We start from the raw sequence: 15879 nt of genomic DNA, 5'->3' as shown, positions 1-15879 counted from the left end.
AAAAAAGCCTCTTAACAGTAATTATACTAACAACTGTTAAAAGGCTTTTTCTATTTTTTCATATAAGGAGCTAACACACTTAAAATCTCTTCTTTATCCTTTTTTAATTCGAGTGATGTTAACATATCCATCGTTCTCGGTCTAGGTAATTTCACTTGTACCTCGCCAACAATTGACGCTGGTCTTTGAGATAAAATAAATACGCGATCTGAAAGCAAGATTGCCTCATCTAAGTCATGTGTAACCATAACGATTGTTTGCTTCTCTTGATGCCAAGAGTTTAAAAGCCAGCTATGTACTTCCATTTTTGTAAATGCATCTAACTTTCCAAAAGGCTCATCAAGCAGCATAATTGGCTTTTCACATAAATATGTGCGCAGAAAACTAATTCTTTGACGCATACCACCAGACAATTCATCTGGATAATGGTCTGCATATTCATCTAGTTCGAACTGCTTTAATGCTTCCATTCCTTCTGTCAGCCTTTGTTTTTTCGGCTTTCCTTCAATTTCTAACGGAAGAACGATATTTTGCAAAGCTGATCGCCACGGTAGTAATAAATCTTGTTGTGGCATATAACTAACAACATCTTGCTCTTGTACTTGCTTATCTTTATACATTACGTTCCCGCTTGTTGGTTTTTCAACATTTGCAATCATGTTTAATAATGTGCTTTTCCCGCAACCACTCGGTCCTACAAAAGAAACAAACTCTCCCTCTTGTATAGAGGCACTAATATTCTCTAATACATTCTTTCCGTCGAAAGATTTCACTATATTTTTTATTTGTAATCCGCTCATTTTTCACTTGGAAGGAATTCATTTGTAAAAGCATCTTTTACATCGATTTTCTTTTTAATAACTTTGTTGTCATATAAGAAATTCATGTAATTCGTCCAAATTTCTTCCTTCTGTACTCCCCATGCTTTCGCATCATCTTGATACTTCGTACTTAACCATTTCTGGCTTTCTTGAACTAAATCTTTATTTACATCTGGAACAGCTTTAATTAGAATATCAGCAGCTTCTTTCGGTTCCTTAATTGCAAAATTATAACCTTCTGTTGTTGCACTCATAAACTTTTTCACAAAGTCTTTATCTTGCTTCGTATGTTTTTCACTCGTAATAATAACAGGACTATAGAAATCAAGCGCTGGATCTAAGTCTTTCACCATAATCGTATTTAACTCTTTTCCTTGGCGCTTCGCTTCAATACCATCCCAACCGTAATAAATCCATTCGAAATCTGCATCACGGCCGATTGATTTAAAGAAATCTGTTTGTCCTAAGATGATTTTTTCAACTTTATTAAAATCAGCTTGATGCTTATCCATAATCGTCTTTAATGTCGCTTCTTCCGCTGGTCCTCCCCAGCCGCCATAACGTTTACCTTCAAAATCTTTCGGTGACGTCATATTATCTTTCTTAAGCGATGCAAACGCTGAAGTGTTATGCTGAATAATCGCTCCTACAGATACAACAGGAATTCCTTCCACACGAGCTAATGTTACATTTTCTTGTGCGCTTATTGCGAAGTCTGCTTTTCCTGATGCTATCATTTGCTCTACTGTTACATTGTCACCTGGTTGAATAATTTCTACATCTAATCCTTGCTTTTTGTAATAATCTTTCGTTTGCGCTACATACAAGCCAGTATGATTCGTATTTGGAAACCAATCTAATACTACTTTTACTTTTTGATCTTTACTTGCACTTTCTTCTTTCTTCGCCGGATTACATCCAGCCACACCTACCGCTACTAAGGCAGCTAACATAACTTTCAAACCTTTTTTCATTTTCTGCCGTCCTTTCTATATATCCATGGTGCTGTTATTCTTGCCATAAACTCTACGATAAAATACAGGCATAATGTCACTATAACGATGATTGCTGCAACACCAAATACTCGGGCAGTCAAAAAGGATTTTGTAGCCCTCGTAAGCATAACGCCTAATCCTTCACTTGCACCGAGCCATTCTCCGATAATTGCCCCCATTACGCTATATGTAACTGCAATTTTTAAACCGGAGAAAAAGTATGGAAGCACTGCTGGAAATTTTACTTTCTGGTAAACTTGCCATTTTGTCGCCTTCATTGTTTGTAAAAGCTTCAACATGTTTTTATCTACTGTTTGAAAACCTTCTAAAATACTAAGCGCAATTGGGAAGAAACAAACGAGTATTACGACCATTACTTTCGGCAACATCCCATATCCAAACCAAATAATAAATAGCGGTGCAAGTACAACAATTGGAATTGTTTGCGAAATAACGAGCAATGGATTTATTAAAATACGAAATAACGGTATAACGTCCATAATAATTGCGATGCTCGTCCCCAATAAAATTGCAAAGAATAGTCCAATTATAACTTCCTGCAGTGTTTGCATCGTATTTGGTAATAGTAAATCTTTCATCCCAATTAATTCTTGAACAATGGCAGAAGGCTTTGGTAAAATCCACGGTTCGATTTTAAATAATGAAACAGATCCTTCCCATATCGCAATGAGAAGGATAAGCCAAATAGTTGTAATAAGTTTAGATTGCTTCTGGTTTTGCATATTCATCACGGTACTTCCAAACCTTTTCATCTATCGTTACACCAGTGCTTGGACGATAATGGATTTTAATAGAAGTAATCACTTCTTCTGCTCCAGCATCGACGCAAGCTTGTTGCGCACGTTTAACGACATCAAGAAGTACATCTAATTCTCCTTCCAAAGTTGTTTCCATTGCCCCTACTTCATAACGAACTCCCGATTGTTGCACAACTTCAATTGCTTTATCGACAACAGAATATACATCTTTCGTTTTCGCTTGTGGTACTACTGAAAATGACATTGTAACTTGTTGTGACATAATAAAATCCCCCTTATAAAATTAGATTTCAAAAATAAGAAAAGGCTTTCCTACTGCGTAGGAAAGCCTTGTATGCAAGTTATTATAGAATAACATATGCTACATCACTTTAAGTAACTCCCTACGCTGGCATTATCCAGATCAGGTTGAGGGTCGATGTTTACTTACATCCTCTCAGCCAATTGGCTCCCCGGTCCTTAATTCGTTTTCATTGTAGCATGATTTATTTTATTGAACAAACAAAAGCATGCATAATCATTTCATTATTTTTGGAAAATATCCAACTTTTTCACCATGAGCTAATAACTGCTGTATAAATTCTTTATTGATTGCTGGTACTATCAATTCTTTTTTCTTAATCCATTCATTCGTTCTACGCGTACCCATTACAATTTCAGATTGCTGCGCTCCATCTCCTGCAACTTGAGAAGCAATTAACTCTGCTATTACTTCATTTTCCTTCGCTAATTCAAGTCCGGTATTTACATATTCTGAAAGTGGAACCATTTCAAGATTGTATCCACACTCTCCAATTAACTGTATAAATTGTTCAAACTCAATTTGATGTGGATGACAAATATGTAACGTCTCTCCTACAATTTGCGAATCTTTTAAATACGATACAATTGATTTACTAGCAAAATCAATTGGTGTGAAATCAACTTTCCACTTCACATTTGGTGCTTTCCCAATTAATAGCATTGTTTTAATAAGACGATAAAATGCGTTTCCTTCAATATTTTGTTGGAACGAACCTGTTTCTGAATGACATGCTAAATTACCTGCACGATAAATATTTCCGCGCAAACCATTTTTCATTGCTTCACGAACAATGTTTTCCGCTTGTAGTTTACTATTTGAATATACATTCTCTAAGTCTACACTGTAATTAAAATCACCAGTTTTCATGTATGTATCCCATTGATCTACCGCTAATTCTAACGGGATACCAATTGTAGAAATAAAATGGAATGTAGCACCTTTCTCCGCTAATGCTAGCATACGGCTAGTTCCTTGGACATTTATATTTTCAAATTGTTTTACATCTCCAAAATGTCTTACATCTGCACCGCAATGAATTATCGTATCCATCTTAGAACTGATGAACATAAATTCTTCTTCGCTCATCCCAAGATACTCTTCCCCCAGATCACCAGCTACGGCCTGTATACGCTGTAACCATTCTTCACATATATCACTAAAGTAGCCTGTTAATGTATCTATAATTCTTTGTTGCACATCTTTGGTTGGTCTTACTAAACAATAAATAGTAGCAGATGTATCTCTCAACAATTCATATAATATGTGTGATCCTAAATAACCAGTAGCTCCTGTTAAAAAGACATTTGAAATCTGGGTTTCTTCCAAAACGTTTGCATACGTAATATTATCTGGTTCGTGAATCAGTTTATATTCACGAAATACTTCTTCTTTCTCTACTTTTACTTCTCGCTCAATTCGAGCTAATCCATATATCGTTCTTTCTTTAAAGAAATCTTGAATTGTTAAATGTGAAAAATCTTCTTTTAACAATGTTAAGACTCGTAATACTTTTAATGAATGTCCACCAATTGTAAAGAAATCATCATGCACTCCAACTTTTGAAATTCCTAATACTTCCGCCCAAGCGCGCGCTATTTGTTTCTCTGCTTTATTAGAAGGTGCAACATATTCTTGTAGACGAACCGGTTCATACTTTTCTTCTAACTGAGCTAACTTCTTAACATCAATCTTTTTATTAGGTGTAAGTGGTAATTCATTAATATAAATTAGTTTAGATGGCACCATATAATCTGGTAATTGCTCTTGTAACTGATAAACTAATTCTGGTATTTCTTTTTTATTTAAAGTTGTATAGAACGCGATTAAATATTGGCTACCTTCCTTACTCTTCTTAGCAAAAACAGCATTTTCTTTTATATTATGATTTTGAGAAATTTTACTTTGGATTTCTCCTAGTTCAATACGATGTCCTCTAATCTTTACTTGATCATCTTTCCGATGTAAAAATTCTATATTTCCATCCTCTAACAACTTAACAATATCACCTGTTTTATATATATTAACTATAGGATTAAAAGGGTTCTGAATAAAAGCTTCAATTGTTTTATTAGGCTTATTAAAATACCCTTTTGCTAATCCTACTGAATCTATATATAATTCACCAGGTACACCAATTGGACAAAGATTCATATTCTCATCCAAAATCATAACTTGATAATTAGCACATGGTTTACCAATGGGAATACTCGCAACATCCTCATTTAACTGACTAGGTATTTTATAGGTTGTCGTCACTACAGTACATTCTGTCGGTCCGTATACATTATGAATTTCAACATTTGTACCTATCCTTTCTCTCCACAATTTAATAACCTCTACAGGCAACATTTCACCGCCAATCGCAATTCTTTTTAGGGAAGCTAGCTTATATATATCTTCTTCTGCTAAATAAGTTGCTACTTGTCGAACAAAAATTGTTGCTAATGCCAAGATCGAAGTTGCTTTCACTTTATAGATTGCATTTGCAAATGCTTCTACAGACAATCGCTCTTCCTCTAATAATACATACAAGTTTCCTCCGCAGAATAAAGAAGCAAATGACTCCCATACAGAAGCATCGAAACTAAAAGAAGGAAATTGGGCAAATACATCCTCTTCTGTCAATTCATATTGCTTTTGCATCCAAGTGTACAGATTAACAACCCCTCTATGTGCTAACATCGTTCCCTTTGGATTCCCTGTTGAACCAGACGTATAAATCATATAAGCTACATCATCACAATGAATAGACAACTTTACATCTATATCTTCACAAGTTTCACTATCATACATTGAAACTGTTTGAACTCCATCACATGTTATAGGCGTCTCTTTCATCAATATAACTTTCGCTTGGCTATCTTGAATAATGTACTGTATTCTACTTTCCGGATAATCTGGATCAATCGGAACATACGCTGCACCAGCTTTTAATATAGCTACCATACTTACTACTGTGTCTATGCTACGTTTCATAAATATTCCAACATAGTCTCCTAATTGGACGCCATTTTTAATTAACATATGAGCTATTTGATTACTTTTTTTATTTAGCTCCTCATAAGTTAAAGTACCTTCCCTTGAAGATAAAGCTATACGATTTGGAAATTGAGTAACAGTATTATAGAACATATCGACGATACTTTTCTCAGGATATACTGCTGTCGTATCATTCACTTGACTATAAAGTGCCATCTCGGCCTCTGTAATAATATTAAAATTCTTTATATAATTATTCTTATTTCGTGATGTACCAATTAAAACACCTTGTATTTGTTGTGCATAACGAGTAATCGTTGTTTCCTTCCAATTAACACTATTAAATATTATTTCTACACTTTGCATATTTTTACTAAATACAAATTGTAATGTATTCGTGTCTTGTAGCTCATAATATGTTTCACCAATAATAATAGGTGACATTTCATATAATGTATTACCGTTTTGAAACTCTTCTATTTCTTCCTCATTCATTTCTTTAATTTGTTCCAGTTGCTCTTCAATCTGTAAATTCAAACTTTCATAGGAGAGAAAATTAGAAACTTCAATAGTAATCGGAAATAAACTTCCTCTTACATGATAAAGCACGACAATATGTTTTTCTTTAGAAATATGATATAACCACGTTGCAGTCGCTCCTATTAAATCTACAATATGAGTCAAATTTGGAAATAGTTCAGTTTTCCTTTTTATCCTAAGTTCCGTTCCTTGCACATCTTTAGGTATTTTAATACTTCCTTCTACTTTCCCTAAAAATTCTTTTACCATCTCATTATAAGAAATTGCTAATTTCATATTTATGTAAATTCCTCTCTTAAATATAATAAAGGTGTGAAAATTCACACCTTTTTCATCCCTTATTAACGGACAGATTCGTTCAATTCATAATCAGTAGCGGAGATATCCCCTTTGATTAGAATTGAACTTTCTCCTTATTCGCTTTTAAACTCACCAATAAGCTCTTGTAATTCCTGAGAAAGCCAACTTAAAGAAGTCGCTAATTCTGCAATATCTTGTACTGATATTTCTTGCTCTTTCATGCTTTCTTCAACATTACTACTGCTGTTGGCATAAGTGTTTGCAATATGTGATAATTCATTTACGACTTGAACGATATTCTGGCTATTTTGTAAAATGTCACTCGAATTACCCGAAACAGCTTTTACTTGATCTGTAACAGATTGCGCTGATTTGGAGATTTTTTCAAAGAAATTTCCACTACTTTGAACAAGTGAAATTCCAGTTTCTACTTCTTTTGAACCTTTTTGCATTGAAACTACAGCATCTTCTGTCTCAGCTTGTGTTTCACCAATTAATTTCGCTATATCTTTAGCAGACGCTTCCGTTTGTTCTGCTAATTTTCGTACTTCATCAGCAACAACTGCAAACCCTCTCCCCGCTGCTCCAGCACGTGAAGCCTCAATAGAAGCATTTAAAGCTAATAAATTTGTTTGATTTGAAATACCTGTAATTACAGTTACGATATCACTAATTTCTTTTGACCTTGTTTCTAACGAATAAATGATGGAAGATAAATCTTGTACTGCATTTTGAATTAAACTCATTTGATTAATAATTTGTCCAATCACTTCATTACCTTCAATTGAATGTTGCTCCATACCTTCAGAAGCAACCGCAACTTGTTTCGCAGCCCCAGTTATCTCTTCTACCTTATCTTCCATTCCATGTACAATTCCTAAACATTGTTGTACTGAAGTTTTTTGAGACTGTGCCCCTACTCTTAAACCTTCAATAGAACTTGCAATCTCTTGAACTGCCATGCTGTTTTCCTCTGTACTCGCCGACAATTCTTGTGAAGAAGAAGAAACTTGCTCAGCAGTTTGCCTTACTTTATCTATAATCCCTTTAAATTTTTCAATCGTGTTATTGAAATAAACATTAATAATTCCAATATCATCTGGTCTTTCTTTTAATTTAATACTTAAGTCACCTTCACCAATTTTACGTAACCCTTCTCGTAAATCTTTTAATGGAGCTAACGAGTGACGCACGATAAAGAATTGAGTAATAGTCGCAATTGCTAATGAAATAATGATAAAGAGTAAGCCCTGTATCATAAACTTCTCTTTTGTAATAGGAACAATGGAAGCATCTAAGTCAGCCGCAATAATTGCAACAATATTATTTTCTCCATCTGTAATTGGTTCTAATATTGTCACCCACGAACCTATTTCATCTTCATATACTTCTGTCATTTGGGCCTTTTTCGTATCAATGACTTTATCGTATGCCTTCATCCAATGAGCGGGTTGTTCATAATAATCTCCCGGCTTTATAGGGAACGCTTTTGTTAACTCTGTAGTCAAACCAACGAGTTGTAATTCTCGCTTTTCATTCGGCTTTGCTCCTGTAACATACGTTTGTCCAACACTTTTCAATTCTTTTGACACTTCATCTAATTTCTCTGTTAACTTTTCTTTTTTCACTTTTTCGGCTGTAGGATCTTTCGCCATGTCTCTAACTAATTCTACATCCAATTTTTTCAATACTATTTCTCCTGTTTCAATAGACTGCCTTTCAAATAAAGACATCATACTATTTTGAAACATGTTGAAACTTAGTGCACCCATACTTCCAACAAGTGTCAAAATAACTAATACGGTTAATAAGACGTTCTTTTGAAGGAACGATAACTTATGCCAATATTTTTTCATTAATATCCACCTTCCTTAATTAACATAAACAAAAAAACAAAATATATGAATATTTTGTTTGAAAATGTTTCTCAATATGTTCGAGAATAAAAAAAAGCCAATGTAAAAGCATTGGCCAAGACCAACCCTATCCGTCCGGTAACTGGCTAGCGTAGCCTTTCGACCTTAGCTCCTGTAGTTTTGCGTCCTCATGTTTCCATCAGTTTGCCTTTCTCGCTGAACGAGTTGAACGATATGGGAGTTCTATGAGAATTAATTTATTCTCTTTCAAAGATTACAACATATAAATCAAAATGTCTACTTATTTAGAGATATAAATACAAATTTTTAATGCATTGCTTTTTCAAAATAATTTCAAAAAGTACGTGAATGTTACTTTTTTTGTGTTATATAATAAAAAATGTATAAACAACAAGGATTTCTTCGGGTATTTATTTAATTTTCATTCAAATTAAACTATTCGAATATATCTTAACTAATGAATTTCGGAGGTAGTTTATCATGTTTTGGCTACAATTTCTTACCTTGTTACTCTGTATTTTTATTGGTGCACGCCTAGGCGGAGTTGGTTTAGGAGTAATGGGTGGAGTTGGTATGGCAATACTCGTTTTTGTCTTCCACTTACAACCAACCGCGCCTCCTATCGATGTAATGCTTATGATTTTGGCAGTAATTACAGCTGCTGGTGCTTTGCAAGCTGCTGGAGGAATGGACTATCTTGTTCATCTAGCTGAAAAGGCATTACGAAAAAATCCAAAGCGTATTACTTTTTTTGCTCCAATTGTTACTTATTTATTCACACTATGTGCAGGCACTGGTCACGTTGCCTATTCTGTACTTCCTGTTATTGCAGAAGTCTCTCGTGAATCAGGGATTAGACCGGAACGCCCAATGTCGATTGCCGTAATCGCTTCTCAACAAGCAATTACAGCTAGTCCAATTTCAGCTGCCACAGTTGCTCTTTTAGCAATGTTAGCTGACTATAAAATCACTTTATTAGATATTTTAAAAGTGAGTATTCCCTCCACTTTCATTGCTTGTATGTTAGCAGCATTCGTTGCTAGTAAGATGGGAAAAGAATTAAGTGAGGACCCTGAATACTTAAAACGATTAAAAGAAGGAATGATTCCTAAGCTTGAAGAGAAAAAAGAATTTGTAGGTGTAAAGGGCGCAAAATTATCAGTTATCCTTTTCCTTGTAGGAACCTTCCTTGTTGTACTTCTTGGTTCATTTGAAGCACTTCGTCCAGGATGGATAGTTGATGGGAAGTTAGCTCGCCTTTCCATGCCGAACACAATTGAGATGGTCATGTTAACTATCGCGGCTCTTATTATTATTTTCTGTAAACCAAATGTAGAAAGCATTGTGTCTGGTAACGTCTTTAAAGCAGGGGCAACAGCAGTTGTTGCTATTTTCGGTATCGCTTGGATGGGAGATACTTTCTTTAACGGAAACTTAAATATGATTCAAGGATCCATTCAGCATTTAGTAACAAGTGCACCTTGGCTATTTGCCATCGCGCTATTCATTCTATCTATTTTACTGTACAGCCAAGCAGCAACAGTACGTGCCTTAATGCCACTTGGACTATCCCTTGGTATTCCACCAGCACTACTGATTGCAATGTTCCCTGCAGTAAACGGATATTTCTTCATTCCAAACTATGGAACAATCGTTGCTGCCATTAACTTTGACCGTACTGGTACAACAGGTATCGGTAAATACGTATTAAATCATAGCTTTATGATTCCAGGTTTAATCGCAACATTTACTTCTATCGGCATTGGAATGCTTTTAATTTCTATTATGTTTTAAAGAAAAAGCACAAACCCTTATTTAAAAAGGTTTGTGCTTTTTTAATCAAACGTTTGTTTAAAATTTGGGGCAGTCCATTTCTCCATGTAGCACTTAAAATACTACACGTCCTTCCCTACAAACTTCTCTTTACTTCTTCAGCTAATTTTCTCGTACTTTCATACGCAGATTCAGCTAAACTAATTGCTGAAATAACTGAAACACCGTCCGCACCCGCTTCTATAACTGCTGCTGTATTTTCAATTGTAATCCCACCAATACCAACGATTGGCACTGTAATTCCTTGTTCTCTAAAATAAGCTAATCCTTTCGTTCCTTGAACCGCTTTCGTATCTTTTTTCGTACTCGTTGTGAAAATAGGTCCAACGCCTAAATAATCTGCTCCATTTTCGATTGCAAAGCGTGCTTCTTCAATTGTATGAGCAGATACGCCGATAATTTTATCTCCCATTTTTTCACGAACAGATGTAATTCCTTCATCATCTTGTCCTACATGAACACCATCTGCATCTAATTCAATGGCTAATTCTACATCATCATTTACAATGAAAGGAACACTATATTCCTTACAAAGCGTCTGCAATTCTTTTGCAAAGCGCACTCTATCTTCTCCGATTAAAGAACCTTCCCCCTTCTCGCGAAACTGAAAAAGTGTCACTCCACCATCTAACGCTTCTTTCAATACAGCTAAAGGATCCTTCGTGCAGTTATTGCTTCCCATAATAAAATACACTTGTAATAACTTAGACATTTTCTTTGTTTCAATGCGCATCGTATGTTTCATCCCCCTTACTCTAACTCCTCAATCTTCCCATACTTCTCAATATCAGCTGAAGTTGTATTCGCTAATTGATTTAAAAATTCAATTTGGAAACTACCTGGCCCTTTTTCTACTGTTTTAACAGCTGCCAGTTCCGCAGCTACACCATAAAACGTTAATGCGGCTACTGCTGCTTTTACATAATCTTTTTCTACTGCTACAAATGCTCCTATTACAGAAGTTAGTAAACAACCTGTTCCCGTAACTTTCGTTAAAATAGGGTGACCGTTTCGAATAACAATAGTTCTCTCTCCATCTGTAACAACATCTTCTTTTCCAGTAATGACCGCAACTGTATTTAGTTCGTCTGCTGCCTGCCTTGCAATACTTACAACATTTCCATTTCCAGTACCAGCGTCTACCCCTTTAATTTCCCATTTCTCATTAATAACATTTGCTATTTCAGCTGCATTTCCGCGGATAATTGCTAAATCGATTTCAGCCGGAATATGTCTCGCAACTTCTGTTCGATACGAAGTTGCTCCTGCACCAACTGGATCAAATAGTACTGGCACATTGTTCGTATTTGCTGATTTACCCGCGAGTAGCATAGCTTCTACTTCTTCAGGACGAAGTGTCCCCATATTTAATACTAACGCTCCAGCAATGCTAGCCATTTCTGCTACTTCTTCTTTTGCATACGCCATTACAGGCGATGCCCCAAGTGCCAACAAACCGTTAGCAGTAAAATTTGTTACAACAACATTTGTAATATTATGAACAAGCGGATTAGATTCTCTCACCAAATCCACTACTTTACTAATTTCTTTCATATTCATCCTTTTCATCTCCTAACTATAATGATGGGAGATACACAAAAAGACACTTTGCGCGTACGCAAAGTGCCTGAACATGTGCTTTTACACTCTCCCTACGCTGGCATTATCCAACAGGTTCAAATGGTCAATGACGGACTAGTAGCCATACTCTCAGTTTGTATCCACAAACTCCCATGTGTTTCTTATTCATCTACTTCAAAGTCTACTCTTATTCTAGTAAAATAACAAGTTCTTTACTTTTCCATATAAAGTGAAACTTTAATCAGTGGGGGCATCCCCCACTGATTATTAGCCTTCACCAATCGGGCGTTTACGGCAGCCCGACCCCCGCCTAACTTCTTTGCTCCATCCAAGTTATATAGAAGATAAATGAAGTACACACCATCGAAGAAGTTAACAATTTCATTTCGTTAATACAAATTTATCTATTCAATTAAAAAGATAAAAAAATTACTCTTAAATATATTAAACTTTTGAAGTTACAATTTGTATTTACATAACAAAATAAGAGACTTACTGTAATTTCGTTGTAGGTCTCTTCATCTTGCTCCCCTATCGGTGTAATTTAGTAAAAAATATGAATCTGAATCATAATAAATTAAATTATATAACTTCTATCAACTAATAGCGGAGATAAATATGTTTCCAATAATGCAGCAACAAATAAAAGTACTAGATCTATGACTAGTAAAATCAAAATTTTTTTCCCTAATATGATAAAAGAATTTTTACTAAGTTCTTTTTTTCTAATTATATTAATAATGGATACCGCTACATATACACCTATTGTTGCAGTAAAACACATATTTATGATCTCAATTATTCCATGGCCTGCAAAATAAGATGCTGCTGTTTTCAAAGACGTTCTCTCTATCAAGCTATGGAAAGAAAACCCTAAATAAAAAAACTGTTCAAATAAAAAAATTAAAGAAAAAAAGCCAAAACTAATAATCGAGAAAATTATTGTAAACAAATGAATTTCTAAATTATTACTAAAAATTGTAATGAAAGAGGGCTTTAAATTAGGACTAAACTGTTCATTAGGCAGCAATAAAAACCCCAGAAAGAAAAATAAACTCCCTATAACTGAACAAGCAATAAAACAAAGGATAAATAATTTAGGTTTCACAGTTATCACTCTCCAAAATTAATTTATTCAATCGCTCATCCCTTTTTAAAATTATTTTTCCATCCGAAAAATTTGCTAAATCAACATCTGTTGAATGCGTGGCATAAATTAAAATTGATCTATTTTGAATTATGTAATCCTTTAAATAATCCAAAGTAACTTTCCTTGACCTAATGTCAAAATTAACAAAAGGTTCATCAAGAAGAATTAAGCTAGGTGAAGCTAGAAGAGCCAATATTAATGACAGCTTTTGTCTAGTTCCCAAAGATAATTCACGTGTATATGTATTTTGATATTTATCAAGCCCAATCTCTTGAATCAAATGTTCTAAAGACGAATCTAATCTAGTTCTATTAATAAAAGATAGTACCATATCTATTGTTTCCGAAGGCGTTAAATATTCGTATAAGAACGGTGTATTACCAATTAATGAGACATTTGCAATATACTCTTTAAAATCGTTCTTTAATGAAGATTTCTTTAATATAACTTCCCCATCAAACTTTGTCATTCCACCAATTATATTCAATAAAGTTGATTTTCCTATCCCATTTTTACCAACTAACTCTAAAATCTTCATTTCATCTACCTTTAAATTTACTCCATCAAAAATATAAGTTGATTCACCATATTTTTTTTTTATATTTATTAATTCCAGCATATTTTACCTCTCTTTTTTTAGGAAATTATAAAATACCAAATAAATAGAATAAACGATAAAAAAGCCCATTACAGGATATAAATTCCCTAGCTTCATTGAATAAACAGCCACAAGACTACATGTTACAAATGGTAAACCTAAAACTAACAAATCTTCAATAGGATTAAAAAAGTACATAAAGAAATTATTTTTTATATCTTCTATTGATAATTTTTTAAAGCGGTATACTCTTTTAGTTATGATTTTTATTGAGTAGAAGTAAATAATTGTTGAACCAAAAATAGTAATACCTGTAAACAATGAAGTTCCATAAAACATAAATGCACCAATATAATAACTAATTAGAATTACTATAAGCTTTCTTGACAGAAATTTGGAAAGTAAATCCTCAAAATATGTTTTCTTATCAAACTTCCTTATATAATAAAAATCACTCAAGTTAGAAGTTTGTAACATTTTTGAGCTATTTATAATTCCTTGAGATAGAAAACTAAGAATCGCACTTTCAACAGCTAAATAAACGGAAATTATAATAATTTTATTAATGCTAAAATAAAAATTTAAAATGCCGATTATCAATAGTGAAGCTATTGCAAACAGATAAGTATAAAATATATGTAAAAAGAAAGTTCTATTTTGGCAAGATCGAGCTAACGCCATTCGATACTTATCCAACTGCTTGCCGTTTTGATACTTGATTATATGCTCTTTCTTTTTCGTATAGTTTGGTCCATGAATAAAGAAAAAGATAATCTGATGATTACTCCATAAAAATTTTGATAGAATAATCGCTGAAACTATTACTATCACCAAGCATTCATATATAAATATTGTTATGTAACTAAACTGCAGCTCAACCATAAAAATGATACTAAAAATACAATAAAAAAGAATTTTTGTTCCAAATGTCCGTAGCAATTTTTCTATGATAAGTAATTTAAAATTATTGTTTTGAGCCTTATGCATCCATTGAGAAATATTCTCAATTTCTTCCGAATCATAATCATCATTATTAATATCTGTCATCAAAATTGTTAAAAAAAGATAGACAGTCGCACTATAAAAGGGATTTATAGACGAACGAAAATAATGCATTAATTCATAAACAAAGATTGGTGCCAAAATTGAAACAAATGTAATACATATATTTATATTATAAAAAAAAGATAGCAATAATTTTTTATCGCCATCGGCAAATTTGTTTAAAAAATCCCCAAATAAAACTTCCATATTTGCAAATGCTTTTCTTTTTTTCATCAATCTTTTAAATTTAAAGTATTTCATCCGCTTTAATTTCCTAATAAATTTATAACAGTTTTTATCAAACTATATGCCGCTACTACACCAAATAAAATCGATACTACTAACATTACTTTCATCTTAAACTTAAAATTCTTTTCCATCTATTACACCCTCCTAAAGTTATTTAGACTAAATAAAAGTAATCATCATTTGAAAGATAACTGTCAAACCATAAGTTATTAAAAATATAATTGTACTTAGCTTTATTTTCAATCTATTCGAAATAGAATCATCTAAATTAAGTAAATATAGATAAACAAAACCTGCCAAAAATAGTTGAGATCCTGGAGACCACCCTATCCATTGAACATCGTATAAATTGTTTAAACCAGCAATCGAAAAAATAACCATATTTAATAACACAGATGCTATATTCGCAGAAACTATTATTGGAAAAAAATTGCTGAATTTTAGTTTTTTATGAGTAATAAAATTTGTACTAAAAGTAATAAATAATGTTTCTATTACTACCACTGTAATACTCACAACCAATTGTATTAAAATTAAAAAGACTGTGACAAAAGAATCTGTAAATAATTGTAACGGCATTTCCATTTTATGAAATTCTTCAATAACTTTAAACTGTTTAATTGTAAAAAGTGAATTTGCGACCACTACTAGAATGAGTAGCAAAAAAGATAATAAATTTATGCCCCTTTTATGTATTAACTTAAACATTTTTATCTCCCTAATATAAGTAAATTAATAAATCGTTATGTTTTTTAATACACAAATAGCTGTGTGCCTCTTCTATTACATAACTCTAATACCCTATAAACATATCATTCTAAAATTAAAT

The 15879-nt window shown here is 33.3% G+C and carries 13 protein-coding genes and 3 riboswitches; of the genes, 1 reads left to right on the top strand and 12 read right to left on the bottom strand.

All coding sequences use genetic code 11. The annotated features are described in order from the left end of the window. Nucleotides 1–50: 50 nt before the first annotated feature. The 6 genes from MHH27_RS02590 to MHH27_RS02565 all read right to left on the bottom strand — a co-directional run bounded on the left by MHH27_RS02590 (nt 51) and on the right by MHH27_RS02565 (nt 8574). Nucleotides 51–800: an ABC transporter ATP-binding protein gene (locus tag MHH27_RS02590; RefSeq protein WP_000016079.1), complete on the bottom strand. Its 750-nt coding sequence runs from the start codon at nt 798–800 to the stop codon at nt 51–53. Next, a complete protein-coding gene (locus MHH27_RS02585) occupies nt 797–1795 on the bottom strand; it encodes an ABC transporter substrate-binding protein (RefSeq protein WP_340941572.1) in 999 nt (332 codons plus the stop codon). The genes MHH27_RS02590 and MHH27_RS02585 overlap by 4 nt, the downstream gene beginning before the upstream one ends. Then, nucleotides 1792–2565, bottom strand: a complete 774-nt coding sequence (locus tag MHH27_RS02580; protein WP_001057164.1) for an ABC transporter permease — start codon at nt 2563–2565, stop codon at nt 1792–1794. Before MHH27_RS02580 ends, MHH27_RS02585 begins: the two co-directional genes overlap by 4 nt. After that, on the bottom strand, nt 2537–2857 hold the full coding sequence (locus MHH27_RS02575) for an MTH1187 family thiamine-binding protein (protein WP_000082906.1): 321 nt from the start codon (nt 2855–2857) through the stop codon (nt 2537–2539). The genes MHH27_RS02580 and MHH27_RS02575 overlap by 29 nt, the downstream gene beginning before the upstream one ends. 101 nt (nt 2858–2958) lie before the next feature. After that, a riboswitch (TPP riboswitch) is annotated at nt 2959–3060 on the bottom strand. A gap of 52 nt (nt 3061–3112) precedes the next feature. Then, nucleotides 3113–6694: a non-ribosomal peptide synthetase family protein gene (locus MHH27_RS02570; RefSeq protein WP_098236013.1), complete on the bottom strand. Its 3582-nt coding sequence runs from the start codon at nt 6692–6694 to the stop codon at nt 3113–3115. A 137-nt stretch (nt 6695–6831) separates the two neighbouring features. Continuing rightward, the gene (locus MHH27_RS02565) at nt 6832–8574 is read right to left on the bottom strand and encodes a methyl-accepting chemotaxis protein (RefSeq protein ID WP_000761077.1); all 1743 of its coding nucleotides are present in this window, start codon (nt 8572–8574) and stop codon (nt 6832–6834) included. 134 nt (nt 8575–8708) lie between these two features. Then, a riboswitch (cyclic di-GMP riboswitch) is annotated at nt 8709–8793 on the bottom strand. Between the two features lie 282 nt (nt 8794–9075). Between MHH27_RS02565 and MHH27_RS02560 the strand changes: the two genes are divergently transcribed. Then, nucleotides 9076–10389: an anaerobic C4-dicarboxylate transporter family protein gene (locus MHH27_RS02560; protein ID WP_064532153.1), complete on the top strand. Its 1314-nt coding sequence runs from the start codon at nt 9076–9078 to the stop codon at nt 10387–10389. 115 nt (nt 10390–10504) lie between these two features. Here MHH27_RS02560 and thiE read toward each other — a convergent pair whose 3' ends face one another. The 6 genes from thiE to MHH27_RS02530 all read right to left on the bottom strand — a co-directional run bounded on the left by thiE (nt 10505) and on the right by MHH27_RS02530 (nt 15758). Further along, nucleotides 10505–11173, bottom strand: coding sequence for a thiamine phosphate synthase (gene thiE / locus MHH27_RS02555; RefSeq protein ID WP_097924644.1), 669 nt, complete (start codon nt 11171–11173; stop codon nt 10505–10507). A gap of 5 nt (nt 11174–11178) precedes the next feature. Further along, entirely contained in the window at nt 11179–11988 is an 810-nt protein-coding gene (thiM, locus tag MHH27_RS02550; RefSeq protein ID WP_097924646.1) for a hydroxyethylthiazole kinase, read from the bottom strand. A gap of 72 nt (nt 11989–12060) precedes the next feature. Next, nucleotides 12061–12173: riboswitch (TPP riboswitch) on the bottom strand. 413 nt (nt 12174–12586) lie between these two features. Continuing rightward, nucleotides 12587–13117, bottom strand: coding sequence for a stage II sporulation protein M (locus MHH27_RS02545; RefSeq protein ID WP_098236015.1), 531 nt, complete (start codon nt 13115–13117; stop codon nt 12587–12589). Beyond that, complete coding sequence (locus tag MHH27_RS02540) at nt 13107–13778, bottom strand: ABC transporter ATP-binding protein (protein ID WP_090978220.1); 672 nt, start codon at nt 13776–13778, stop codon at nt 13107–13109. Before MHH27_RS02540 ends, MHH27_RS02545 begins: the two co-directional genes overlap by 11 nt. 3 nt (nt 13779–13781) lie before the next feature. Beyond that, nucleotides 13782–15035 carry a sugar transporter gene (locus tag MHH27_RS02535; RefSeq protein ID WP_257130310.1) on the bottom strand — a complete coding sequence of 418 codons (1254 nt, stop codon included), beginning with the start codon at nt 15033–15035 and terminating at the stop codon, nt 13782–13784. 174 nt (nt 15036–15209) lie between these two features. Further along, nucleotides 15210–15758 carry a hypothetical protein gene (locus MHH27_RS02530; protein ID WP_097913222.1) on the bottom strand — a complete coding sequence of 183 codons (549 nt, stop codon included), beginning with the start codon at nt 15756–15758 and terminating at the stop codon, nt 15210–15212. Nucleotides 15759–15879: the final 121 nt, after the last annotated feature.

Origin of the sequence: Bacillus sp. FSL L8-0152, from assembly GCF_038006365.1 — a bacterium.
GTDB classification, from domain to species: Bacteria; Bacillota; Bacilli; order Bacillales; family Bacillaceae_G; genus Bacillus_A; species Bacillus_A cereus.
The sequence above is the reverse complement of the archived record's forward strand: the minus strand, read 5'-3'. Positions and strand labels throughout refer to the sequence as shown.

What these genes read in the sequence shown, in the direction of transcription:
- MHH27_RS02590 (WP_000016079.1), bottom strand. Translation starts at nt 800, where the DNA reads ATGAGCGGATTACAAATAAAAAATATAGTGAAATCTTTCGACGGAAAG.
- MHH27_RS02585 (WP_340941572.1), bottom strand. Translation starts at nt 1,795, where the DNA reads ATGAAAAAAGGTTTGAAAGTTATGTTAGCTGCCTTAGTAGCGGTAGGT.
- MHH27_RS02580 (WP_001057164.1), bottom strand. Translation starts at nt 2,565, where the DNA reads ATGAATATGCAAAACCAGAAGCAATCTAAACTTATTACAACTATTTGG.
- MHH27_RS02575 (WP_000082906.1), bottom strand. Translation starts at nt 2,857, where the DNA reads ATGTCACAACAAGTTACAATGTCATTTTCAGTAGTACCACAAGCGAAA.
- MHH27_RS02570 (WP_098236013.1), bottom strand. Translation starts at nt 6,694, where the DNA reads ATGAAATTAGCAATTTCTTATAATGAGATGGTAAAAGAATTTTTAGGG.
- MHH27_RS02565 (WP_000761077.1), bottom strand. Translation starts at nt 8,574, where the DNA reads ATGAAAAAATATTGGCATAAGTTATCGTTCCTTCAAAAGAACGTCTTA.
- MHH27_RS02560 (WP_064532153.1), top strand. Translation starts at nt 9,076, where the DNA reads ATGTTTTGGCTACAATTTCTTACCTTGTTACTCTGTATTTTTATTGGT.
- thiE (WP_097924644.1), bottom strand. Translation starts at nt 11,173, where the DNA reads ATGAAACATACGATGCGCATTGAAACAAAGAAAATGTCTAAGTTATTA.
- thiM (WP_097924646.1), bottom strand. Translation starts at nt 11,988, where the DNA reads ATGAATATGAAAGAAATTAGTAAAGTAGTGGATTTGGTGAGAGAATCT.
- MHH27_RS02540 (WP_090978220.1), bottom strand. Translation starts at nt 13,778, where the DNA reads ATGCTGGAATTAATAAATATAAAAAAAAAATATGGTGAATCAACTTAT.
- MHH27_RS02535 (WP_257130310.1), bottom strand. Translation starts at nt 15,035, where the DNA reads ATGAAAAAAAGAAAAGCATTTGCAAATATGGAAGTTTTATTTGGGGAT.
- MHH27_RS02530 (WP_097913222.1), bottom strand. Translation starts at nt 15,758, where the DNA reads ATGTTTAAGTTAATACATAAAAGGGGCATAAATTTATTATCTTTTTTG.